At 70.6% G+C, this 23,258-nt stretch carries 11 protein-coding genes; 8 read left to right on the top strand and 3 right to left on the bottom strand.

The features are described from left to right. Positions 1 to 112: 112 nt before the first annotated feature. Together ACFFRH_RS28935 and ACFFRH_RS28930 are read left to right on the top strand one after the other, a co-directional pair. Positions 113 to 1,510 (top strand): endo-1,4-beta-xylanase, encoded by a 1,398-nt coding sequence (locus tag ACFFRH_RS28935; protein WP_386160937.1) that lies wholly within the window; start codon positions 113 to 115, stop codon positions 1,508 to 1,510. Positions 1,511 to 1,530: 20 nt separating this feature from the next. Beyond that, entirely contained in the window at positions 1,531 to 2,889 is a 1,359-nt protein-coding gene (locus ACFFRH_RS28930) for an extracellular catalytic domain type 1 short-chain-length polyhydroxyalkanoate depolymerase (protein ID WP_386160936.1), read from the top strand. A 733-nt stretch (positions 2,890 to 3,622) separates the two neighbouring features. Here ACFFRH_RS28930 and ACFFRH_RS28925 read toward each other — a convergent pair. Continuing rightward, complete coding sequence (locus ACFFRH_RS28925; RefSeq protein WP_386160935.1) at positions 3,623 to 5,836, bottom strand: WD40 repeat domain-containing serine/threonine protein kinase; 2,214 nt, start codon at positions 5,834 to 5,836, stop codon at positions 3,623 to 3,625. A 153-nt stretch (positions 5,837 to 5,989) separates the two neighbouring features. Next, positions 5,990 to 7,885, bottom strand: coding sequence for a propionyl-CoA synthetase (locus ACFFRH_RS28920; protein WP_386160934.1), 1,896 nt, complete (start codon positions 7,883 to 7,885; stop codon positions 5,990 to 5,992). Positions 7,886 to 8,109: 224 nt separating this feature from the next. On the opposite strand from ACFFRH_RS28920, the gene ACFFRH_RS28915 reads away from it, so the two are divergent. The 3 genes from ACFFRH_RS28915 to ACFFRH_RS28905 all read left to right on the top strand — a co-directional run bounded on the left by ACFFRH_RS28915 (position 8,110) and on the right by ACFFRH_RS28905 (position 13,518). Beyond that, positions 8,110 to 8,775, top strand: coding sequence for an ArsR/SmtB family transcription factor (locus ACFFRH_RS28915; RefSeq protein WP_344747167.1), 666 nt, complete (start codon positions 8,110 to 8,112; stop codon positions 8,773 to 8,775). Then, positions 8,772 to 10,109 carry an MFS transporter gene (locus ACFFRH_RS28910; protein WP_344747165.1) on the top strand — a complete coding sequence of 446 codons (1,338 nt, stop codon included), beginning with the start codon at positions 8,772 to 8,774 and terminating at the stop codon, positions 10,107 to 10,109. Before ACFFRH_RS28915 ends, ACFFRH_RS28910 begins: the two co-directional genes overlap by 4 nt. Positions 10,110 to 10,668: 559 nt before the next feature. Next, positions 10,669 to 13,518, top strand: a complete 2,850-nt coding sequence (locus tag ACFFRH_RS28905) for an AfsR/SARP family transcriptional regulator (RefSeq protein WP_344747164.1) — start codon at positions 10,669 to 10,671, stop codon at positions 13,516 to 13,518. 39 nt (positions 13,519 to 13,557) lie between these two features. Here ACFFRH_RS28905 and ACFFRH_RS28900 read toward each other — a convergent pair whose 3' ends face one another. Further along, positions 13,558 to 13,716 carry a hypothetical protein gene (locus ACFFRH_RS28900; RefSeq protein WP_344747163.1) on the bottom strand — a complete coding sequence of 53 codons (159 nt, stop codon included), beginning with the start codon at positions 13,714 to 13,716 and terminating at the stop codon, positions 13,558 to 13,560. A 438-nt stretch (positions 13,717 to 14,154) separates the two neighbouring features. Between ACFFRH_RS28900 and ACFFRH_RS28895 the strand changes: the two genes are divergently transcribed. From ACFFRH_RS28895 to ACFFRH_RS28885, 3 genes are all read left to right on the top strand, one after another. After that, positions 14,155 to 17,301 (top strand): non-ribosomal peptide synthetase, encoded by a 3,147-nt coding sequence (locus ACFFRH_RS28895; protein WP_344747162.1) that lies wholly within the window; start codon positions 14,155 to 14,157, stop codon positions 17,299 to 17,301. A 13-nt stretch (positions 17,302 to 17,314) separates the two neighbouring features. Then, complete coding sequence (locus ACFFRH_RS28890; RefSeq protein ID WP_344747161.1) at positions 17,315 to 18,016, top strand: LuxR C-terminal-related transcriptional regulator; 702 nt, start codon at positions 17,315 to 17,317, stop codon at positions 18,014 to 18,016. A gap of 228 nt (positions 18,017 to 18,244) precedes the next feature. Beyond that, the gene (locus ACFFRH_RS28885; protein WP_344747160.1) at positions 18,245 to 22,801 is read left to right on the top strand and encodes a non-ribosomal peptide synthetase; all 4,557 of its coding nucleotides are present in this window, start codon (positions 18,245 to 18,247) and stop codon (positions 22,799 to 22,801) included. Positions 22,802 to 23,258 lie beyond the last annotated feature (457 nt).

Raw genomic sequence — 23,258 nt, 5'->3', positions numbered from 1 at the left:
CATTCCCTCTTCCCGTGATTTCAGTATGGAGTCAGGCATGGGCATGAAAGCTTCAGCGTCATCCGCGTACCGACATCTCGGTGTCCTTCGCAGGGGCATCGTCGTCGGCATCGTGGGTGTCGTAGGTGCGGCGATGATGGCGTCGGTTCCCGCGGACGCGGCCGCGTCCACGCTGGGGGCGGCGGCTCAGCAGAGCGGGCGCTACTTCGGCACCGCGATCTCGGCGGGCAAACTGGGCGACTCCCAGTACACGACGATCGCGAACCGCGAGTTCGACATGATCACCGCCGAGAACGAGATGAAGATCAACGCCACCGAGCCGAACCAGAACCAGTTCAACTTCACCAACGGCGACCGGATCTACAACTGGGCGGTGCAGAACGGCAAGCGGGTCCGCGGCCACACCCTGGCCTGGCACTCCCAGCAGCCGGGCTGGATGGAGGCCATGTCGGGCAGCGCGCTGCGCCAGGCGATGATCAACCACATCAACGGCGTGGTGAACCACTATAAGGGCAAGATCTACGCCTGGGACGTGGTGAACGAGGCGTTCGCCGACGGCAACTCCGGCGGACGGCGCGACTCCAACCTGCAGCGCACCGGCAACGACTGGATCGAGGTCGCCTTCCGCACGGCCCGCGCCGCCGACCCGGCCGCCAAGCTCTGCTACAACGACTACAACATCGACAACTGGTCGTGGGCCAAGACGCAGGCCGTCTACAACATGGTCCGCGACTTCAAGTCGCGTGGCGTGCCGATCGACTGCGTGGGCCTGCAGTCGCACTTCAACAGCCAGAGCGCCTACAACAGCAACTACCGCACCACGATCTCCAGCTTCGCCGCCCTCGGCGTCGACGTGCAGATCACCGAGCTGGACATCCAGGGCGGCTCGGCCCAGACCTACGCCGCGGTGACCAACGACTGCCTGGCGGTGCCGCGCTGCAACGGCATCACCGTCTGGGGCGTCCGCGACAGCGACTCCTGGCTCGGCGCCAACACCACCCCCCTGCTCTTCGACAGCTCGGGCAACAAGAAGGCCGCCTACAACTCCGTCCTGAACGCCCTCAACAGCGCGAGCCCCAACCCCACGCCCACCCCGACGGTCACCCCGACGGTCACGCCGACCCCGGGAACCGGGGGACAGATCAGGGGCGTGGCCTCCGGCCGCTGCGTGGACGTGCCGAACTCCTCGACGACCGACGGCACCCAGGTCCAGCTGTGGGACTGCCACACCAACCCCAACCAGCAGTGGACCTACACCTCCGCGCAGGAGCTCAGGGTCTACGGCAACAAGTGCCTGGACGCCGCCGGCACCGCCAACGGGGTCAAGGCCCAGATCTACGCCTGCCACGGCGGCAACAACCAGAAGTGGCGTCTCAACTCGGACGGCTCGATCGCGAGCGTCCAGTCGGGCCTGTGCCTGGACGCGGCCAACACCGGAACCGCCAACGGCACCCTGATCCAGCTCTACAGCTGCCACGGCGGCAACAACCAGAAGTGGACCCGGAGCTAGGGCCGATAGGGAGTCGAATCATGAGACGGCACCAGACGGTGCCGATCGGGGTCGGGGCGGTGATCGCTACGGTGATCGCCGTCCTGGCCGGTCTCGTCGTCCAGGCGCCTGGCGCGCGGGCGGCGACGCTGACCCAGATCGGCAACTTCGGCACGAACCCCGGCAACATCCAGATGCACCTCTACGTGCCCGACAACGTGGCTCCGCGTCCCGGAATCCTGGTGGCGATGCACGGCTGCAACGGCCGGGCGACCGACTTCTACCAGCAGACGGAGTTCGCGTCCCTGGCCGACCGGTACGGCTTCATCGTCATCTACCCGCAGGCCAACAAGAGCGCCAACGGCCTGTCGAACTGCTTCGACGTGTGGTCGAACGAGGCCCTCCAGCACGGGGGCGGCAGCGACCCCGTCTCGATCGTGTCGATGGTCAACTACGTGGTGCAGCGCCACAGCGGCGACCCCGCCCAGGTTTTCGCCACCGGTTTCTCCTCCGGCGCGATGGAGACGGTCAACCTGCTCGCCACCTACCCCGACGTGTTCAAGGCGGGCGCCCCCTTCTCCGGTGTGCCCTTCGGCTGCCTCGGCCCGCCCGGTTGCAACGACCGGACACCGCAGCAGTGGGGAGACCTGGTCCGCAACGCCTACCCGGGTTACACCGGTGCCCGGCCCCGTCTGATGGCCTGGCACGGCACCGCGGACGACGTGCTGAACTTCAGCATGTTGCAGAAGGAGGTCGACCAGTGGACCAACGTGCACGGAGTGAGCCAGACGCCCACTTCGACGACCAGCCCGCAGTCGGGGTGGACGCGGCGCGTCTACGGTTCGGGCCAGGTCGAGGCGTACACGATCGACAGGGCCGGACACAACCTGCCGCACCCCGGCATGGCCGTCCACGCCATCCGGTTCTTCGGCCTCGACCGCACCACCACCCCCACCCCCACTCCAACCGTGACCCCCACCCCGACTCCCACGCCCACGGTGACTCCCGGGGGGAACGGGGAGATCAGGGGAGTCGCATCCGGGCGATGCCTGGACGTGCCGAACTCCAGCACCGCTGACGGCACCCAGCTCCAGCTGTGGGACTGCCACGGCGGCGGCAACCAGAGGTGGAGCCTGACCTCGGCGCAGGAACTGCGGATCCTCGGCAACAAGTGCCTGGATTCGGCGGGGACCGGAAACGGGGCCAGAATTCAGATCTACGCCTGCCACGGCGGTAACAACCAGAAATGGCGCGTCAACCCGGACGGCACCATCGTCGGCGTGCAGTCGGGGCTGTGCCTCGACGCCGCGAACAATGGCGTCGCCAACGGCACCCGCCTCCAGCTCTACTCCTGCCACGGCGGCAACAACCAGCGGTGGACCTGGGGCGGAAACGCCTGAAGGACGAATGGCGCCTTCCGCGATAACGAATTACACCCGGTGGCCCCTCCGAGCGATTCGGAGGGGCCATCGGCTCGGCGGCGGACAGGATGGGACCGGTGCCGGGTGGGTCCGGCGGCGATACCGCGGGGTGCGTGCGCGATGATGCCGTGGTCGCCTGCCGCCCTGGTCGGACAGGGTGGCGTCGGCGTGTTCGCCGGAAAGTTCTCACCGCGTCAGATCCGCCGGGGCAGGTGAGACGCCGACGTCACAGGTGGACATGACAGCCCGGGAAAGCCATGTTTCATACTCTTGACGACCTCCTTTTGTTTAGTGTTTGCTGTGCATCGTCACCAACGAAATATCCGAGGGGTCGGAAAAGGTTGGTACCGTCTGCGCATTATTAGCGTTCACATCTCTTCAACCCGTTCAAACGTGGCAGTCTGATATCGGGCCGGCGATGAGCGCCGTATTCATCGCGGAACTCGCCGGTCAGGTTCTCGCACATATGAGAAACGCCTCCGAGTTCTCTTCGCCCACCGTCAGACTGATACGTGACACCTCGTTCGGGAGGTGATCCGGCCGACGACCGGCGGTGCCGCGCCGGTCACCGGCCGGGTTCGCGCGTTCGCCGCCGACAGGGGCCGTCCGGCTCCTGGACCCCCGAGCCCGAGACATCGCCCGGAGGCTCTCCCCGGGTCCTGACCCTTTAGAGGGTTGTTCTGAGAGGGTTGTTCCCGGGAGGCGGGTTCCCCTAGCGGGTCGCCGAAGCCTCGGCCTCGGTCGCCTCCCGGGCCGGAACCCGGCCGCCGCGGCGCCGCAGCGTCACCACCGCTCCCGCCGCCACGACGAGCGCGCCCGCCCCGGCGAGCCACGGCCACGGAACGGTCCTGCCCGCCCCGGCCGGTGAGGAGGTGTCCCACAGGATCACCGTCCTGTCGTCGCTGCCGGTGGCGAGGGTCCCGCCGTCGGGGCTGAAGGCGACCGACCACACCGGACCCGTGTGCCCGGTGAGCGGGCCGCCGATCGGCTGACGGGTCCGCGTGTCACACAGCCGTACGGCGGAGCCGGTGCCCACGGCCAGGGTGCCGCCGTCCGGGTTGAGCGCGAGGGCGTGGATCTCGTCCGGATGGCCGGTGAGGGGGTCGCCGACCGGCCGCCGGGTCGCCACGTCCCAGACGATCACCGTCTTGTCGCCGCCGCCGCTGGTGAGGGTCCTGCCGTCGGGGCTGAAAACGACCGACCGCACCAAGCCGGTGTGGCCGGTGAGGGGGTCCCCGATCGGCTGCCGGGTCGCCACGTTCCACAGGATCACCGTCGTGTCGTCGCTACCGGTGGCGAGGGTCTTGCCGTCGGGGCTGAAGGCGACCGACTGCACCCAGTCGGTGTGGCCGGTGAAGGGGTCGCCGACCTGCTGCCGGGTCGCCACGTCCCACAGGATCACGGTCTTGTCGGCGCCGGCGGTGGCGAGGGTCTTGCCGTCGGGGCTGAAGGCGACCGACCGTACCCAGTCGGTGTGGCCGGTGAGGGGGGCGCCGACCTGCTGCCGGGTCGCGACGTCCCACAGGATCACCGTGTGTTCGTCGGGGTCGGCCCCGTTGTCGTTGTTGCCGCCACTGGCCAGGAGCCTGCCGTCGGGGCTGAACGCCATCGCCTCCACCGCCCTGGTGTGGCCTTTCATCGGCTCGCCGATCGGCTGCCGGGTCCGTGTGTCCCACAGGATCACCGCGCCGTCACCGTCGCCGCCGGCCAGGAGCCTGCCGTCGGGGCTGAACGCCACCGTGTTCACCGTCTCGGTGTGACCCCTGAGCTGGGCGACCTTGGTCACTTTCGCGGGGTCCGGCGCGGGCCAGAACAGGTAGGCCGCGACGGCGGCGGTGGCCAGGAGCGCCGCGGCCACCGCGATCGCCGGGCGGAGCCGGTGCCGGGGGACGCGCGCCGCGGTCCGCGCGGACGCGAGCGCGGGCGAGGTGGCGGCGGGCGAGGTGACAGAGGGAGAGGAGGCGGCGGGTGGGGTGGCGGTGGGAGACACGGAGGTGAACGGCAGCGTGACGGGCGGCGGTGCCTCCTGGTGCGCGGTGGCGTACGGCTCGGTCGGCGGGGGAGGGGGAGCCGGTTCCGGTCCGGCGGAGGAGTCATCGGGGGCCGGGGTGGCGGCGATCTCGGCGAGCGCGACGGCGGTCTGGGGGCCGGTGAGGCGGAGGGCGGGGTCCTTGCGGAGCAGCCCCTCCAGAACGGGCGCCAGGGGACCGGCGTGCACGGGCGGGGCGGGCGGCCGGGTGACGATCGAGACGTAGATCGATCCGTGCGTCGTGCCGCTGAACGGCCGGCGGCCCTCGACCGCGGCGTACAGGGTGGCGCCCAGCGACCACAGGTCCGACGCCGCGGTGGCGGGGTGGCCGTTGATCTGCTCGGGGGAGATGAAGGCGGGGGTGCCCAGGGTGACGCCGGCGCCGGTGAGCGTGACGTCTCCCTCGACGGCGGCGATCCCGAAGTCGGTCAGCACGACCCGCTCGCCTTCGAGCAGGACGTTGGCCGGTTTGATGTCGCGGTGGGTGATCCCGGCGGCGTGCGCGACCGCCAGCGCCGCGAGAATCTGCCCGCCGATCGCCGCCACCCGCTGGGGCGGCAGGCGCCCCAGGGTCCTCAGCACCTCGTCCAGCGAGTGTCCGTCGATGATCTCCGTCACGATCCACGGGCGGCCGTCGGCCTCGACGACATGGTCGTGGACGGTGATGATCGACGGATGTTTCAGCTGCGCCGCGGCGCGGGCCTCGCGCTGCATTCGCTTGTAGAGCGTCTCGCGCGCGGAGACGTCCAGGTAGTCGGGGAGGGTGAGTTCTTTGACCGCCACCTGGCGGTGCAGGCTCTCGTCCCGGGCCCGCCACACCGTGCCCATTCCGCCGCGGCCCAGCACGTCCATCAACCGGTATCGTCCGGCGACCAGCCTGCCCGCGTCATTCGCCACAAAAAGAATTTAACGACGTCATGGCGTCGTGAGTGGCGGGGAGAAACTGATTGTGACCGTGATGATGCCGGGTGTGGGCCGTTCGATCGGCGCGGCCGTCGTGTGAATTCCCGGGAAAGCCCGGGGTGACGCGGGCGGGGTCCCGGCCGTTTCCTAGCCGTCCGCGGCGGTGCCGGACGTGCCGCGGCCGATGATGGGGCGCAGCACGTCCAGCACCGCCGCGTCCTCGATGGTCGAGGGGGCGGGCTCGTCCGAGCCCTCCGCGATGCCGCGCATGGTCTTGCGCAGGATCTTTCCCGAGCGGGTCTTCGGCAGGGCCGGGACCACGTCCACCTGCCGGAAGGCCGCCACGGCGCCCACCTGCTCGCGGACGGCGAGGACCAGCTCGGCCCGCAGGGTCTCCGGGGAGATGTCCACCCCGCTCTTCAGCACCACGAAACCGCGCGGCACCTGCCCCTTCAGCTCGTCGGCGACCCCGATGACCGCGCACTCGGCCACCGCCGGATGCGCGGCCAGCACCGCCTCCATGGACCCGGTCGACAGCCGGTGCCCGGCCACGTTGATCACGTCGTCGGTGCGGCCCATCACGAACAGGTAGCCGTCCTCGTCGAGGTGGCCGCCGTCGCCGGTCAGGTAGTAGCCGGGGAAGGCCGACAGGTAGGACCTCACGTAACGCTCGTCGTCCTGCCAGAGGGTGGGGAGGGTGCCCGGCGGGAGCGGGAGCCGGATGCAGATCGCGCCCTCCTCACCCGGGGCGCACTCCTCGCCCGAGGCGCGCAGCACGCGCACGTCGTATCCGGGGACGGGCACGGTGGGGGAGCCGGGCTTGACCGGCATGGGCTCCAGCCCGCGCAGGTTGGCGGCGACGGGCCAGCCGGTCTCGGTCTGCCACCAGTGGTCGACGACCGGCACGCCCAGCCTGTCCGCCGCCCAGTGGTAGGTGTCGGGGTCCAGGCGCTCCCCGGCGAGGAAGAGCGTCCGCAACGACGAGATGTCGTACCCGCCGAGCAGGGCCGCCTCCGGGTCTGCCCTCCTGATGGCGCGGAACGCGGTCGGCGCCGTGAACAGCGCGGTCACCCGGTGCTCGGCGATCACCCGCCAGAACACGCCCGCGTCGGGGGTGCCGACCGGCTTGCCCTCGTACAGCACGGTGGTGGCGCCGCGCAGCAGCGGCCCGTACACGATGTAGGAGTGCCCGACGACCCAGCCGACGTCGGAGGCCGCCCAGAACACCTCGCCCGGCGCGATGTCGTAGACGTTGGCCATGCTCCACAGCAGCGCCACCGCGTGCCCGCCGTTGTCGCGCACGACGCCCTTCGGCAGGCCGGTGGTGCCGCTGGTGTAGAGGATGTAGAGCGGGTCGGTCGCCCGCACCGGCACGCAGTCGGCCGGTTCGGCCTTCGCGCTCGCCCAGTCGACGTCCCGTCCCTCCACCAGCTCGGCGGGGGCCTGCTCGCGCTGCAGGATCACGCAGTGCGCGGGCGCGTGCGAGGCCAGGCCGAGCGCGGCGTCGAGCATCGGCTTGTACGGCACCACGCGGGTGGGCTCGATCCCGCAGGAGGCCGACACGACCACCTTGGGACGCGCGTCGTCGATCCTGGCCGCCAGCTCCTTGGGCGCGAACCCGCCGAACACCACCGAGTGCACCGCCCCCAGCCGCGCGCACGCCAGCATGGCGATCACCGCCTCGGGCACCATCGGCATGTAGACCACCACCCGGTCGCCCTGCTCCACCCCGAGCAGGCGCAGCACCCCGGCGAACCTCGCGACCTCGTCGCGCAGCTCGGCGTACGTGTAGCGCCTGCCGGTGCCCGTCACCGGGCTGTCGTGGATCAGCGCGACCCGGTCGCCGTGACCGGCCTCGACGTGGCGGTCCAGCGCGTTGTGGCAGGTGTTCAGCTCCCCGTCGGGAAACCACCGGTAGAAGGGCGGCGCTCCGGCGTCCAGCACCTCGCGCGGTGGCCTGCTCCAGGTGACCGCCTCGGCGGCCTCGGCCCAGAAGTCCTCGGGATCGGCGATGCTGCGGGCGAAGGCGTCAGCGTACGACATCAGGCCATCATGCTCTTCCCCGGACTCCAGGGTCGAGGCCCCTCTCCGGCCTTCGCACGTGACTTCGTACGTGACTTCGTACGGGAAGAGCGGTTACCGGTGGAGCCGCGGACTTTCGACCGGTCGACAAGATGGGCGGCGGCACCGGAAGGCGTCCCAAACCGCGAAGACTTGTTTGCGAAGAAGTCTTTGCGAAGAACTCTTCGCGGTTTAGGGTCGACGGTATGACTGACCCAAGAGTGGAGCCGGATGGTCCGCAAACCGAGGCGGACGCGCTCGTTCTGGACGCCAAGGGACTGCGCGCCCTGGCACACCCGGTGCGCGTGCAGCTGGTCGGGCTGCTGCGGAAGTACGGCCCGTCCACGGCCACCCGCCTCGCGGAACGGCTGAACGTGAACTCCGGCACGGCCAGCTACCACCTGCGTCAGCTCGGCGCGGCCGGTTTCGTCGAGGAGGACACGGAACGCGGGAACGCGCGGGAGCGCTGGTGGCGCTCGGTGCACCGGACGACCTGGTTCAACGACCCGGACCTGGCCGAGCGAGAGCCCGAGGCCGCACTGGCCTACCTGCAGTCCGTCGCCGCCATCTACACCCTGCGCACCCAGCAGACGCTGAACGAGCTGCGGACGATGCCGCGCGTGTGGCGCGATTCCTTCGACATGAGCGACTGGTCCCTTCGGCTCACGCCCGAGGAGACCGCCGCTCTGTACCGGGAGTTGCGGGACGTCGTCGCCCGCTACCGGCGGGACACGCCGGAGGCGGCGGCGAGGGCCCCCGAGGGAGCCGAACGGGTCGCCCTTGTCACCTATCTCCTGCCTGAGCTGGACGCGCCCGCGGCGGCGGCGGTTCAGGCCGGTCCCGAGAACGCCTTAGGAACGGAGAAGTCATGAGGGAGGATGTTTCGGGCGCCGACCACATGTCCGGCAAGCGGTCCTTACGGCCGCTCGGCGGGGTGCTGGCGGCCATGGCCGTGTCGCTGACCGGTACCCGGATCTCGGCCGTGGCACTGCCCTGGTTCGTGCTCGTGACGACCGGCAGCGCCACCCAGACCGGGCTGGTCGCCTTCTTCCAGATGGCCCCGTACGTGGTGGTCAAGGCGTTCACCGGGCCGCTGGTGGACCGGATCGGCCCACGGCCTGTTTCCTGGACCACGGATCTGGTCAGCGCTGCCGCCGCCGCCATGGTTCCGTTGCTCCATGCCCTGCACCTGCTGTCCTTTCCGCTCCTGCTGGCCCTGGTCGCGGTGATCGGCGCGGCCCGTGGCCCGGGCGACCTGGCCAAGGAGGTCATGGTGCCGGAGGCGGCCGAGCGCGGTGGGGTGCCGCTGGAGCGGGCCACCGGTCTGTCCGGCGTGATCGAGCGGCTCGCCTCCACCATCGGCCCAGCGGTCGGCGGCTCACTGGTGGCGCTGCTCGGCCCTCTGACGGGGCTTGTCGTCAACGCGTGCTGCTTCACTCTCGGATCGGTGATCATCGGGCTGGCGCTGCCTCGCGGTATGGGGCGCGCGACCGTGGAGACCACGTCACAGGCCGGCGAAACGGAGCCGGGCTACTGGCGACGATTCGGCGAGGGCTTCACCTTCCTTCGCGGCGAGCCGTTGCTGCTCACCGTCATCGTCATGGTGGGGATCACCAACCTGCTGGACGCGGCGATCAACTCGGTGCTCATCCCCGTCTGGGCCAAGGAGTCCGGCAACGGGCCGACCGCGATCGGCCTGATGGGCAGTGTGACGGGAGCCGCCGCGGTCGCCGGGAGCCTGATCGCCGCGGCGGCCGCGCACAGGCTGAATCGCAGGGCGGTGGTTCTCGTCGGATTCCTGCTGGCCGGGGCGCCGAGGTTCCTGGTCCTCGCCTTCGACGTCCCGCTGTGGGCGGTACTGGTGGTCTTCGCCGTCAGCGGGTTCGGTTCCGGCTTCATCAACCCGGTGCTGGGGGCCGTCCTCTTCGAACGGGTGCCGCGCCGCATGCTCGGCCGGGTCAACGCGCTCGGTGACTCGCTGGCCTGGGCCGGGATCCCTCTCGGCGGCCTGCTCGCCGGGGCGGCGGTGGCCGCTGCCGGACTCGCGCCGGTACTGCTCGTCTGCGGGGCCGTGTACTTTCTCACCACGAACCTGGCGGGACTGCGGCCGGAGTGGCGCGAGATGGACCGTACGGGTGGGCGGGGCGGCCCGAGGCCACACGCCAAGGAAGACGCCTCACAGGGCGGTGCGGATGTGGCGACATGACAGCCCGGCTCCGAGACGCCTGGAACGCGGCGGCAGACGGCTCCCGCTCGCGCCGGTCGCCGATCCGCAGATCGAAGGCCACCCGTCGCACGGTCCGGCCGGCCTTCGGCAGCCCCTCGGACCGTGCGGCGGAACTCGGGGGGATATTCCCTCGCTGTTCTGAAGGGAGAGGAGGTATGTAAGTCATTTAAAGCGACCCCACGAAACCGGTCCGCCCGACGTCGGCCACGCCACGTCTGTGACCGAAACACTCATAAACGGTTTTCTCAAACGGCACCGAGCGGGTTGGATGGCTTCGAATGAGCTCCGGCAGTTGTTTACCGGGCGTGCTCAGGCCGGGCGTAGTCGGGCGGGGTTGAGGATTGGTTGACCATCCACATCTCTTCACATACCTTCTGAGAGGGTTTGCCCAGTTTTCACTGATTGGAGGCGGGCTGTGACGGGGGGTTTAGAAACATGCTTCCGTATCCTGGGCCCCATCGAATTGCATGACGGTGAAACCTCTCTCCCTCTCGCCCCCGGTCGGCAGCCGATCATTCTCGGAGCACTGCTCCTGGAGGTGAACCGTACGGTCAGTACGGAGCACCTCATCGACGCCGTGTGGGACGACGACCCCCCGCCCAGCGCGCGCGGTCAGGTGCAGATCTGCATCTCGGCGCTCAGGCGGCTGCTGGCTCTCCTGCCGGTCGGAGCCGAGATCATCCGGCGCGCGCCCGGTTACCTCCTCCGGATGTCACCGGAAGACCTGGACCACTACTGTTTCGAGCAGATGGTGCAGGACGCGCAGCAGCTGGTGCAGAAGAACGATGCGATCACCGCGGCCGCGACACTGCGGCGAGCCCTGAGCCTGTGGCGTGGCAAGGCGCTGGGCGGTGTCGTCAGCCGCCTGCTGGAGAGCAAAGCCCTCCGATTGGACGAGAGCCGGCTGGCCGCCCAGGAGACCTGCATCGACCTTGAGCTGAGCGTGGGCCGGCACCACGAGTTGATCGGCGAGCTCACCGACCTGGTGGAACGCAACCCGCTGCGCGAGCGGCTGCGCGGTCAGCTCATGCTCGCCCTGCACCGGTCGGGAAGGCAGGCGGAGGCCCTGGAGGTCTACCGCGCCGGGCGCGCCCACCTCATCGACGAGTTGGGCCTGGAACCGGCCGAGGAGCTGAGGAAGCTCGAATCGGCGATCCTGCTGGGCGACGACTCGCTGATGCTCGACACCCCGTCGCCCGTGGCGCAGGCGACCGCGGCTTTGGCGGGCACGTCCCCGATGCCGCTGACGGTCACCCCTCACCAGCTGCCCGCCGACACGCACGACTTCACGGGGCGCCGCGACCTCGTCGGGAAAGCCGAGGAGTTCCTGCGGACCGGCGATGCCGCGGCGGTCCGGATCGTGGTGCTCAGCGGCAAGCCGGGGGTGGGGAAGAGCTGTCTGGCCGTGCATGTCGCGCACCGGCTGGCGTCCGACTTCGCGGACGGGCAGCTCTACCGGGATCTGCGCAGCAGCCAGCTGGAGGCCATGCCGCTCGCCGACACGCTCGGGACGTTCCTGCGCTCACTGGGCATCCCCGGCCCCGCCGTACCGAGTGAGGCGGACGAGCGGATCTCCATGTACCGCAGCCTGCTGGCGGATCGCCGGATGCTGGTGGTGCTCGAGGACGTGGCCGGCGAGAACCAGGTGATGCCGCTGCTGCCGGGCAGCGCCGGATGCTCGGTCATCATCACCAGCCGCAGCCGGCTCACCGGCCTGCCCGGCGCGCTCCAGCTCGACGTCGACGTGATGGACCAGGAGCAGTCGCTGGAGCTCATCGGAAAGGTCATCGGCGCGGACCGGGTCGCGGCGGAACCCGAGGCGGCCGTGGCCCTCACCAAGGTCGTGGGGGGACTGCCGCTGGCGCTTCGCATCCTGGCCGCCCGGCTGGCCGCGCGCCCCCACTGGTCGCTGGCCTCGATGGTCGGCCGCCTGTCCGACGAGTGGCATCGCCTGGACGAGCTGGCGTACGGCGAGATGATCGTGCGGCAGAGCCTGTCGCTCACCTACGACGGTATGGACGACACGACTCGCCGGGTGTTCCGGCTGCTGGGCCTCGCCGAGGTCGAGGCCATCCCCGCCTGGCTGGCGGCGGTTCTGCTGGACGGCGACGTCCAACGGTCCATGGACAGGCTGGAGCAGCTCGTCGACGATCAGATGCTGGACGTGTCGGGCGTCGACGCAGGCGGCGATCCCCGCTACAGGTTCCACGGTCTGATCAGGGTGTTCGCCCGCGAACGGTTGCACGAGCGCGAGACGCGGGAGACCATGCTCGCTGTGCTCGGTCGCGTCGTGGGCTGCTGGCTGGACATCGCCGCGGAGGCGCACCGCAGGCTCCACGGCGGCGACTACACGGTGCTGCACGGCTCGGCCCCACGCTGGAAGCTCCCCCAGGAGCACCTCGACCGGCTCCTGGCCAGCCCGCTCAACTGGCTGGACAGCGAGCGCGCCAACCTGTGCGCGGCGGTGCTGCAGGCCGGCGAGCACGGCATGGACGAGGCCTGCTGGGACCTCGCGGTCACGCTGGTGACGCTGTTCGAGACCCGCAGCTACTTCGAGGACTGGCAGCGCACCCACGAGCAGGCCCTCGGCGCCGCCAGGAACGCGGGCAACCGGCGCGGCATGGCCGCGCTCATGTGCTCACTCGGTTCGATGCATCTCAACCAGCGGCGCCCGTCCCTCGCCCTGCCGCTGCTGGAGTCGGCGCGCACGCATTTCCACGAGATCGGCGAGATCCACGGGGGAGCGCTGGCCGCGCGTAACCTGGCCATGCTCCACTACCGGCAGGGCGCTCTGGAGAAGGCCGCGGGGTTGTACGACACCGCGCTGACCGGGTTCGGTGAGGTCGGCGACCTGGTCGGGGAGGCGCACGTGCTGGCCAACACCGCCCAGATCGAGCTGGACCGTCGGGAGTACGGCGAGGCCGAGTCGCGGCTGGACCGCGCGCTCAAGATCGCCGAACGGACGGGCAGCACCCGCGTCCAGGCTCAGGTGCTGCACAAGCTCGGCAAGGTCCACCTGCTGAACGAGGACTTCGAACGGGCCGAGCAGATGGAGCGGGCGGTCCTGCGCATGGTCAGGGACAACAGTGATGTCATCGGCGAGAGCTACGCGCTGCACAACCTCGGTCTGGTGTACGGCAGGCGCGGCTCCTTCGACCTGAGCGAGCGCACGCTGCGGCAGGCACTGGAGATCCGCGAAAGTGTCATGGACCACCTGGGGGCATCACAGGTCCGGCTGGACCTGGCCGAGGTGCTGGCCGCCCGCGGGGACGTCGTCCAGGCGGTGGAGATCGCCGAAAAGGCGCTCGCGATGTTCCAGGAGAGACAGGCCGAACAGTGGTCGAGGAGAGCCGACGAGATCTTGGCGGCCCTCCTCGACCGTAGGTGACCCCGCCGCCTGTCGGCCGGCGAGACCGGGTCCGGTGGTTCAGTCCCAGGGAGTGTCGGTAGGGGTGGGGGCGTCCCAGGGAGTGTCGGTGGGAGTGGGGCCGTCCCAGGGAGTGTCGGCGTTCGCGATGGCGGCGGCGGGGCCGAGCAGCGTGGCGACTGCGACGACGACGGTGATGATCAGCTTCCTTGCCCGCATGGCTCGGACCCCTTTACCTCGGGTTTCCCGGTGTTTCCTGTTACGTCACGGACGTTATCGAGGCCGTCGTTCGTGTCCCTATCCCGTGTCTTACCCGACCCGCCGCCGGGCCGTGATAGCGCCGCGATAGCCCCATGACAGCGGGATTCCCACTGTAGGAGGTCAGGAGACCGACTCATGGCCGCCGTCGCCGGCCGCGGGAGGCAGGCAATGCCGAAGAGGACGGGTGGCCGGGGCGCACCGAGGGAAATCGAGGGAAATTCCCGCCGTCCGGCGGCCGATCGCACGGTGACACCGGGACCTATCGGAAAACGGTCACCGAATACCTGCCCGAGGAGCGGTCCGATTTCGCGGTCATCGGAGCGTCGACCAAGTTAACTCCACGGCTTTCGGGACAGCCGCCAATGATGTCTGGAGCAATTAGCGTTGAATACGTCAATGCCTGATCAGGGCTCCGTCCACGAGTTGTTCGCCGTCCGGGCACAGGCCCGGCCGGATGCCCCCGCGGTGATCTCCGGTACGCGGACGCTGACCTACGGCGAGCTGGACGCGCGGGCCAACGGAGTCGCCTGGCTGCTGAAGGACTCCGGCGTCGGCCCGGATGTTCCCGTGGCGGTCTGCGTCGAGCGTTCGCCGCACATGGTGGTGGGGCTGCTCGGGGTGTTGAAGGCCGGGGGCGCCTACGTGCCCCTCGACCCCCAGTATCCCGCGGAGCGAAACAGGTTCGTCCTGGAGGACACGGGCGCACCGGTGGTGCTGACCACCCGGACCCTCGCCCGGGGGCTGACGAACGGCCGGGCCCGGATCGTCCTCCTCGACGAGCTGGGTCCGGACGCGGCCCGTACGGAAGGCCCGCCGCCGACGGCCGGCCCGCGGGATGTCGCGTACGTCATATACACCTCGGGCTCGACCGGGAAACCGAAGGGCGTGATGGTCGAACACGCCGCCCTGACCAGCCACCTCGGCGCGATCGCGGAGGCCTTCGGCTGCACCGAGGACGATCGGACCCTCGTGTCCGTGAGCGCCGCCTTCGACGTGTCCATCGAGCAGATGCTCACACCGCTCGTCTGCGGGGCGACCGCGGTCATCCGGCCCGATGACGTCGTCGCGCCCCAGGACGTGATCCGGTACGTGCGCGAACACTCCGTCACCGTGCTCAACATGACGCCGGTCTACCTGGAGGCGGTGCTGCGTGAGAGCACCGACCTGGACACCGTCCGGCTGGTCGTCTCGGGCGGCGACGTGATCCGTTCCGGAATCGTGCACGCGGCCCGCACCGGCCTCGCCGGAAAACGCGTGCTCAACGTCTACGGCCCGACCGAGGCGACCATCACCGCCCTGGTCCAGGACGTGAGCGAGGTGGCCGAGGGCGATCCCGTCCCCATCGGCCGGCCGGTGCCCCGCACCCGCGTCCATCTGGTGGGCGAGGACGGAGCGGAGGTCGGGCCGGGCGAGGTGGGGGAGATCGTCATCGGCGGGGACAGGGTCGCCCGCGGATACCTCAACCGGCCGGAGCTGACCGAGAGGCAGTTCGTCCCGGACCGCTTCGGCCCGCCCGGCGGACGTCTCTACCGGACCGGAGACCTCGGCCGGTGGTCGCCCGGCGGCTCGCTGGAGTTCCTCGGGCGCGCCGACGACCAGGTCAAGATCCGCGGATACCGGATCGCGCTGGGTGAGGTCGAGTCCGCGCTGGCCGCGCTGCCCGGGGTGTCCGGCGCGGTGGTCGTGGCCCGCTCCGACGCCGCGGGCGACGCCCGGCTGATCGGGTACGTGACGACCACCGCCGAGGCCGGCGAGACCGCCGAACCGCGCAGGGCGCTCCAGGCCGTACTGCCGGCGTACATGGTGCCCGCGGCCGTCGTGGAGCTCGACACCTTCCCCCTGACGCCGAACGGCAAGATCGACCGGAACGCGCTGCCCGAACCGGCCCCGGTGCGCTCCGCGTCCGCGGAACCCCCCGCCGAGCCGGCGACCCCGGCCGAGGCCCTGCTGGCGGCGATCTGGGCCGAGGTCCTGCAGGTCGACAGCGTGGGCGTGCACGACAACTTCTTCGACCTCGGCGGACATTCGTTGCTCGCCTTCCGGCTCGCTTCCCGGGTGAGCGCCGCGACCGGGAAGGAGGTGCCGCTCAGGGCGGTCTTCGAGCACCCGACGGTCGCCGGTATGGCGGCCGCGACCGGCTCCCTCCAGCCGGCCGTGGACAGCGCCCCGGCGCCGACGCGGTGCCACGGGCGGATCGAGGGACCGCTCTCGGCCGGGCAGGAGCGGCTGTGGATCATCCAGAGCCTCGACCCCTCGGGTTACCACTACAACGTGCCGTCGCTCTGGCACCTGACGGGTGAGGTGGACGCCGAGGCGCTCGAAGAGGCGCTCGACGCGCTGGTCCGGCGTCACGAGATCCTGCGCACGCTGTTCGTCCCCGGGGAGGACGGCCCCCGCCAGGTCGTCCAGCCGGCGGACGCGGTCCGGTTCCGGCTGTCGCGGGAGCCCGTCGGGTTTCCCCCGGGGGGACCCGCGGACGCCATCCCCGAGGAGGTCCGCGCCTTCGCCGAGGAACCGTTCGACCTCGGCACGGCGCCGCTCGTCCGCGCCCGGCTCTTCACGGACCACCGCCACCCCGGCGACGTACTGTTCCTGCTCGTCTTCCACCACATCGCCATCGACGGCAGCTCGCTCCCGACGGTGATGCGCGACCTGGAGGCCCTGTACCGCCAGGCGGCCGGCGAGCCGCGGGACGAGCTCGCGGAACCCGGTCTGCAGTTCCTCGACTTCGCCGTGTGGGCACGGGATCAGTCGGCCGGGGAGTCGGATCTTCACCTGGCGTACTGGCGCGAGCGACTGAAGGATCTGGCCACCCTGGAGCTGCCGATCGACCGGCCAAGGCCCCCCTACTGGTCCGGGCACGGCGCGTCGGTGGAGTTCACGCTGTCGGCGGAGGTGGTCCTCGGTCTGCGGAGCCTCTGCGCCGAGGAGAGCTCGAGCTCGTTCATGGTCCTGCTGGCCGCCTTCAAGGTCGTGCTGGCCCGCTGGAGCGGGCAGGGCGACATCGCGGTGGGGGCCGCGATGACCGGCCGTTCGCTTCCCGAGCTCGAGGAGCTGGTCGGTTTCCTGACCGACACCGTGGTGCTGAGGTGCGCGGTCTCCGACGAGCGGACCTTCCGCGACGTCCTGGGAGACGTGCGGGCGGCGACCCTCGGCGCCATGAGGCACAACCTGGTGTCCTACGGTCAGGTCGTCGAGGAGCTGCAGCCCGAACGGCACCTGGACCGCAACCCCGTCTTCCAGGTGTTCTTCTCCTACGAGACGCAGAACGACATGCCCCGCTGGGAGCCGCCGCGCGCCAGGGCGACGTGTCTGCACTGGCCGATGTCCTCGTCGAAGTTCGACATCGACCTGACCTGCGTCGAGTCGAAGGAGAGGATCTCCTGCTCGCTCACCTACGCCACCGACCTCTTCGACGCGGCTTCCGTCGAGCGGTTCTCCGGTGACCTTCGGTCTCTCCTTCGGTTCCTGGCAGACGGCGGTGGGGCGGACGCGACCATCGCGGAATGGCACTCGTCCTCGCCGGTCGAGCTGCGACGATAAGAAAGGACGTCGGGTGACGCACACCAAGGCAGCCATCATCGCCGCCGAAGCACTCGTCCGTGACGGGATCCGGTCCATGCTGTCGGTCGACCACACGGTCAACGTGGTGGGTGAGTCGGCGAACTTCGCCGACATACCGCAGTTGCAACGACGGACGGATCCGGATCTGTTCATCATCGACGCCTCCGGACCCCCGGCCGGCGGCGAAGTCCACGCGCGGCGGATCCGGTCGCTCGTCGACCTGGCGGACCGGCCGCTGGTCCTGCTCACCGACGACGGTGCCCAGGGCAATCTGGAACTGATCAGGCTGGGCGCGTGCGTCCTCAAACGGTCACGCATGAGCTCTGCCGACCTGGTCTCCTCGGTCAGGCTGCTCGCCACCGGCTACCTCCCCGTGGAGCGGCGCCTGGCGCAACAGTTCGCCCACCGCGCACTGGAGGAGAGGGCGGACGAGGCGGCGCACATGCGCCTGCTGACACCGCGGGAGCGGGAGGTCTTCCGCCTTCTCGCCCGCGGTATGTCCAACACGGAGATCGCCGCCTCACTCACGCTGGCCAACTCGACGGTGAAGACACACGTGCAGGGAATCCTCAAGAGGCTCGGCCTGACCAGCCGGCTCGAAGTGGTGATGCTCGCCCACCGGCCGGTCCGCCGCCCCGTGCCGTCCGGGAACGTACGGTTCTCGGCCCTGTCCCGTACTCGGGGGCGGCGTTGAGTGGTCCGCACCGCGGCGGAACGCGGTGGCGCGGCGGGCCGAATCCGCCGGACGCCGCGTGTGCGGCCCGGCGCCGGTGGCGAAGCCGGCGACGGGACGGGAACACGGCCCGCGTGCGAGCCGCCGAAGAGATCGTGGCCTTCCGGATTCCGCGATCCGAGAGCCGCGCGAGCGACGGTTGATCGCCAGTCGTGTCAGATATCGGCCGATCAGAAGCTTGGAGAGACGATGACGATGACGGAGTCCGGCGAGTCGAGAGCTCCGGACACATCTGCCGGGCCCGGCACAGCGGTCGTCACCCGGGCGGCGGTGGCCGGTGCCCACGGGGCCTCGGCACCGAACGACCTACCCGGGGGGTGGGCCCCACGGCGAGCCGTCCGGGCGGAGACGATCCACGGCGGGTTCGAGGCCCAGGCCTCCCGCACTCCGCACGGCGTCGCGTTACGCGCCCGCGGGGTGACGCTGACCTACGAGGAGCTCAACGCGCGGGCGAACGTGCTGGCGCGCCGGCTGCGCGCCCACGGCGTGAGGGCCGAGTCGCTGGTCGTCGTGTGCCTGCCGCGGTCCGTGGAGCTGCTGGTCAGCTTCCTCGCGGTGATGAAGGCCGGTGGCGCGTACGTGCCGCTGTCGCCCGGTGACCCGGATCGGCGGCGGCGGCACATCGTGGAGGACGCCCGGCCCACCGTCGTCGTCACCGACGCCGGTCACGTCGGTGACGAGGAGTTCGCCGGCTCGACCGCCCTGTGCGTCGACGAGCTGCTGGAGTCCGCGGCGACCGCCGGCCCGGCCGAGCGGAGAAACCTGGACGAGGAGGTCAGGCCGGAGCAACTGGCCTACGTCATCTACACGTCCGGGTCGAGCGGCCGGCCCAAGGGCGTGATGTGCCCTCACCACGGGGTGGCGAACTACCTCGACTGGGCGGTCGAGACCTACACCACGCTCGGCACCGGCGGCGCACCGCTCTTCTCCTCGGTCGGCTTCGACATGGTCGTGCCCAACATCTACGCCCCCCTGTGGTGCGGCCAGGCGGTGCGGCTCGTCCCCGACGACCAGGACCTGCCGGCGCAGATCTCCGAGATGCTGTCCTCGGGACCGTACGGCTTCATCAAGCTGACACCCGGACAGCTCGACCTGGTCACGTCGATGACCGGCACCGAAGGGGCGCGGAGCCTCGCGGGGCTGCTCGCCGTCGGGGCCGACCTCTTCCCGGTGCAGTCGCTGCGGCGGTGGCGCGCACTCGACTCCGCGACACCCGTGCTCAACGAGTACGGGCCGACCGAGGCCTCGGTGGCCAACGCCTTCTTCATGACCCCGGACGGCTTCTCCGGGGAGACCATCCCGATCGGCAAACCGATCGAGAACACCTCGATGTACATCCTGGACGAGGACCTCCGGCCGGTCCCGGCCGGCGTGGAGGGGGAGATCTTCATCGGCGGGGTGTGCTGTGCCCGTGGCTACCTGGGCCGGCCGGACCTGACCGGCGAGAAGTTCGTTCCCGACCCGTACGCCCCGGAGCCGGGGGCCCGGATGTACCGCACCGGCGACCGGGCGACCTGGGACGACCAGGGCAACGCGTTCTTCCTGGGCAGGTCGGACCGCCAGCTGAAGATCCGTGGCTACCGCGTGGAACCGGGCGAGGCCGAGTCGGCACTCCGGCGGCACCCGGACATCCGTGACGCGGCCGTCGTGGGGCACCGCGGCGGGCCCGACGCGCCGCTCGTCCTGAAGGCCTACCTGGTCGTCGACGGGGCCGTGCCGGAGGGGCTGGTCGAGTGGATGGCGGATCACGTCCCGGACTACGCCATCCCGCGGCAGTACGCCACGGTGGCCTCGATCCCGCTCGACGCGAACGGGAAGGTCGACCGCTCCGCACTGGCGCGGCAGGAGGCCGAGCGGAGTCCCGAGCCCGAGCCGGCCACGGACGACCCGGGTGCGGGAAGCGTGGAGGACGTGCTGCGCGAGGCGTGGAAGTCCGTCCTGGGCGTGAGCACGGTGGACCCCGACGCGAACTTCTTCGAGCTCGGCGGCGACTCGATCTCGACGGTCCGCCTCGCGTCGGCACTGCGCGAGCAGGGCTACGAGCTGAGCCTCACCGACGTGTTCCGCTGTCCGACGCTCCACGCTCTGGCGTCCCTGGTGGTGCGGTCGGATACGGTGGCCGAGACCACGGTCGATGTCAGCGGGCCGCTGCCACTGACGCCGATCCAGCAGTGGTTCGTCGACCGCGAGCCGGTGGACCGGGACCACAACAACCAGTCCGTCCTCCTGGAGTGGGAGGACGAGCCCGAGGTCTTCGCGCTGGAGACCGCCCTTGAGGCGCTGGTCAACGCCCACGACGCGCTCCGGCTGCGCTTCACGCGAAGCGCGGACGGGTGGCGGCAGGAGGCCGGCGAGGCGCCGCCCGGGTTCGAGCTGCTGTCCGAGGTCTATCTCGATGAGGACGCCGATCCGGACCGTGCGCTCCAGGAGGCGGCCACCCGGCTGCAGCGCTCGCTCGACATCGAGAGCGGACGGGTGATCCGCGCCGCGCTGATCTCCGGCGCCGAACGCCCGAGCCTTCTGCTGATCGCCGTTCACCACCTGGCGGTCGACACCTTCTCCTGGCCGAGGATCGTGCGCGATCTGGACGTCGCGTACACGAACCTCGTCGCCGGACGTGACCCCGGCCTGCCCGAGGACTCCTTCGTCTTCTCGCAGTGGGCGAGCGCGCTCGCCGTCGTACGCCCGCGCGAAGCGGCCACGTCCGGCGGCGGGCGGGACGCGGCGCGCGGGCCGGTCTCCCTTCCCCGGGACAACCCGGACGGCGCCAACACCGTGGGGGGCGCCGAGTGCGTCGAGGTGCGGCTGGACACGTCCACCACGCGAAAGCTGCTGCGGGTGACGCCGAGCGACTACAGCAGCCCGGTCGAGGTCGTGCTCCTCACCGCGCTCGCCGACGCCCTGAGCGCGGCCCATGACCTGCCGTCGGTGACGTTCGACGTGGAACGGCACGGCCGGGACAGCCGCCTTCCCGGCCCCGATCGCTCTGACGCGGTGGGCTGGTTCGCCGGGGTGCACCGGGTGACGCTCGACTCCTTCACCCTTGACGCGGAGAGTGACCCGGGGCTGCGCGACGCGGTGCACCGGGTGAAACAGGCGATGGTCGCCGGGCCCGCGGACCGGTTGGAGTGCGACATCGAGGCCGAGCCGGCCAACCCGGGCATGATCATGTTCAACTACTCGGGCCATCTGGAGACCCAGTTCCAGGCGGAGAGCTTCAGCGCGGCCGTCGGAGCCGCCGGCGAGGAGCGGTCGGCCCGCCAGGAGCGCAGTCACGACATCGAACTGGAGGTCGACGTCGCCGGCGACCGGCTCACCTTCCGCTGGCTCTACGCGCCGGCGCTGCACAGACGGCAGACGATCGAGTCGGTCGCACGGCGCTGCATGAGCACCATCGAGCTCCTGGTCCGGCGCGGGTCAGGGGTACGCGCGGCGCGGGTGCCGTCGGACTTCCCGCTGGCGTCGGTCACGCGGGAGCAACTGGACCGGATCCTCAAGGAGACCGGCCGGGTGGACGACCTGTACGACCTCACCCCCCTCCAGAGCGGGATGCTGCTGCACAGCCTGATGGGCGGTGACTACGGCGGGTGTCACATCATCGAGTGCGCCCCCGGCCTCGACGAGTCCGCGGTGGCCGACGTGTGGCGCGAGCTGGTCCGGCGGCACCCCGTGCTCCGCAGCGGCGTGCACTGGCAGGGCCTGGACCGGCCGGTCCAGGTGGTGCATCCGGTGGAGTCGGTGGACGTCGGGATCGCCCCCTGGTCGGAGGACCTCATCGACACGGCGAGCGACGAGAGCCGGGGCTGGCGGCCCCGGGTGACGGTGGCCCGCACGGACGGCGACCGGCTGAAGGTGGTGCTCAACTGCCATCACCTGTGGATCGACGGCTGGAGCGTCGGCGTGCTGACCGACGAGGCGAGCCGGATGCACACGGCGCTCACGGGTGGCGGAGAAGCGTTGCCGGCGCCGGTTCCGTACCGCCGCTACGTGGAGTGGCTGCGCGACCCGGAGCGGCGGCGCGCGGCGCGCGGGTACTGGACCGGGCGCCTCGCGGGCAGTCGTGCCTGCTACCTCGAACCGCCCGGCCAGGCCGCCGGAGGCGGGGAGCGCCTGCTCACCGTCGACCTGTCGGCGGATACCAGGACGCACTTCCAACGTCTGGCGAGCCGGCACGGCGTGACGCCCGCCGTCGCCACCATCGCGGCGTGGGCGGTCACGGTGTCGGCCGCCCTCGGCCGGGACGACGTCATGGTGGGATGCGTGGTCGACGGACGGACCTGGGACCTCGCGAAGATCGACCGCATCGTGGGGCTGGTGATGAACACGGTGCCGGTGATCTGGGATCCGGACGGCTCGGCGACGGTGGCCACGGCGCTGGCGGACCTCAGGGACCAGCTGAGCGAAACCGTGCGCCACGGCCACCACTCCCTGGCCGATCTCCAGCGGAGGGTGCCGGGTGCCCAGGGCGAGCCCTTCGACAACATCTTCGTCGTCGAGGACGTGTCGGACGCGAGTTCCGCCCGGACGTTCCAGCGAGCACTGGGGTACGAAGAGGTGCACTACCCGCTCTCGCTCACCCTCCTGGTGGAGAGCGGTCAGCCGGTCTCACTGCGGTTCGCCTTCCACGACGGGGGACTTGACCGCGAGCGGGTCCGGACGCTGGCCGACCGTGTGGTGAGGACCCTCGAACTCATGGCGTCGCACTCCTCCGGCTCGGTGCGCGCGCTCCGGGCGATGCTGCCGTAGGACGCCTCCGGCCCGAGCACGCCGCCCCCGATCGGCGACACCGCCGATGGTCTCGGGGGCGGCGTGGTCCGTGCCCGGCGGCGGCGTGAGCGTCGACGTGAGCGTCAACGTCCAAGATCGGCCCTCCCCGTACGAGCCTGGAAGCCTCGGGGAGGGCCGTGAGGGTGTGGGGGTCACACCGCATGCTCACTCGCTCACCGCCCCGGAGACGAGTGCTCGGATCCACCGCCGCCTGGTCACTCCCCGGCCTGGGCGGCGAGCCTCACCCGTGCCGGGCGTCGTCCTCGGCCTGGGCGGCGAGCCTTACCCGTGCCGGGCGTCGTCCCTGGCCGCCGTGACACGCCGAGTTCCCTCCGCGCCGGGCGTCGTCCCTGGCCGCCGTGACACGCCGAGTTCCCTCCGTGCCGGGCGTCGTCCCTGGCCGCCGTGACACGCCGAGTTCCCTCCGTGCCGGGCG

It is taken from the genome of Streptosporangium vulgare, assembly GCF_042428775.1.
In the GTDB taxonomy this organism is placed as follows: Bacteria; Actinomycetota; Actinomycetes; order Streptosporangiales; family Streptosporangiaceae; genus Streptosporangium; species Streptosporangium vulgare.
This window is presented reverse-complemented; position numbering and strand designations above follow the sequence as displayed.

What these genes read in the sequence shown, in the direction of transcription:
- ACFFRH_RS28920 (WP_386160934.1), bottom strand. Translation starts at nt 7,885, where the DNA reads ATGTCGTACGCTGACGCCTTCGCCCGCAGCATCGCCGATCCCGAGGAC.
- ACFFRH_RS28910 (WP_344747165.1), top strand. Translation starts at nt 8,772, where the DNA reads ATGAGGGAGGATGTTTCGGGCGCCGACCACATGTCCGGCAAGCGGTCC.
- ACFFRH_RS28930 (WP_386160936.1), top strand. Translation starts at nt 1,531, where the DNA reads ATGAGACGGCACCAGACGGTGCCGATCGGGGTCGGGGCGGTGATCGCT.
- ACFFRH_RS28900 (WP_344747163.1), bottom strand. Translation starts at nt 13,716, where the DNA reads ATGCGGGCAAGGAAGCTGATCATCACCGTCGTCGTCGCAGTCGCCACG.
- ACFFRH_RS28895 (WP_344747162.1), top strand. Translation starts at nt 14,155, where the DNA reads ATGCCTGATCAGGGCTCCGTCCACGAGTTGTTCGCCGTCCGGGCACAG.
- ACFFRH_RS28885 (WP_344747160.1), top strand. Translation starts at nt 18,245, where the DNA reads ATGACGATGACGGAGTCCGGCGAGTCGAGAGCTCCGGACACATCTGCC.
- ACFFRH_RS28915 (WP_344747167.1), top strand. Translation starts at nt 8,110, where the DNA reads ATGACTGACCCAAGAGTGGAGCCGGATGGTCCGCAAACCGAGGCGGAC.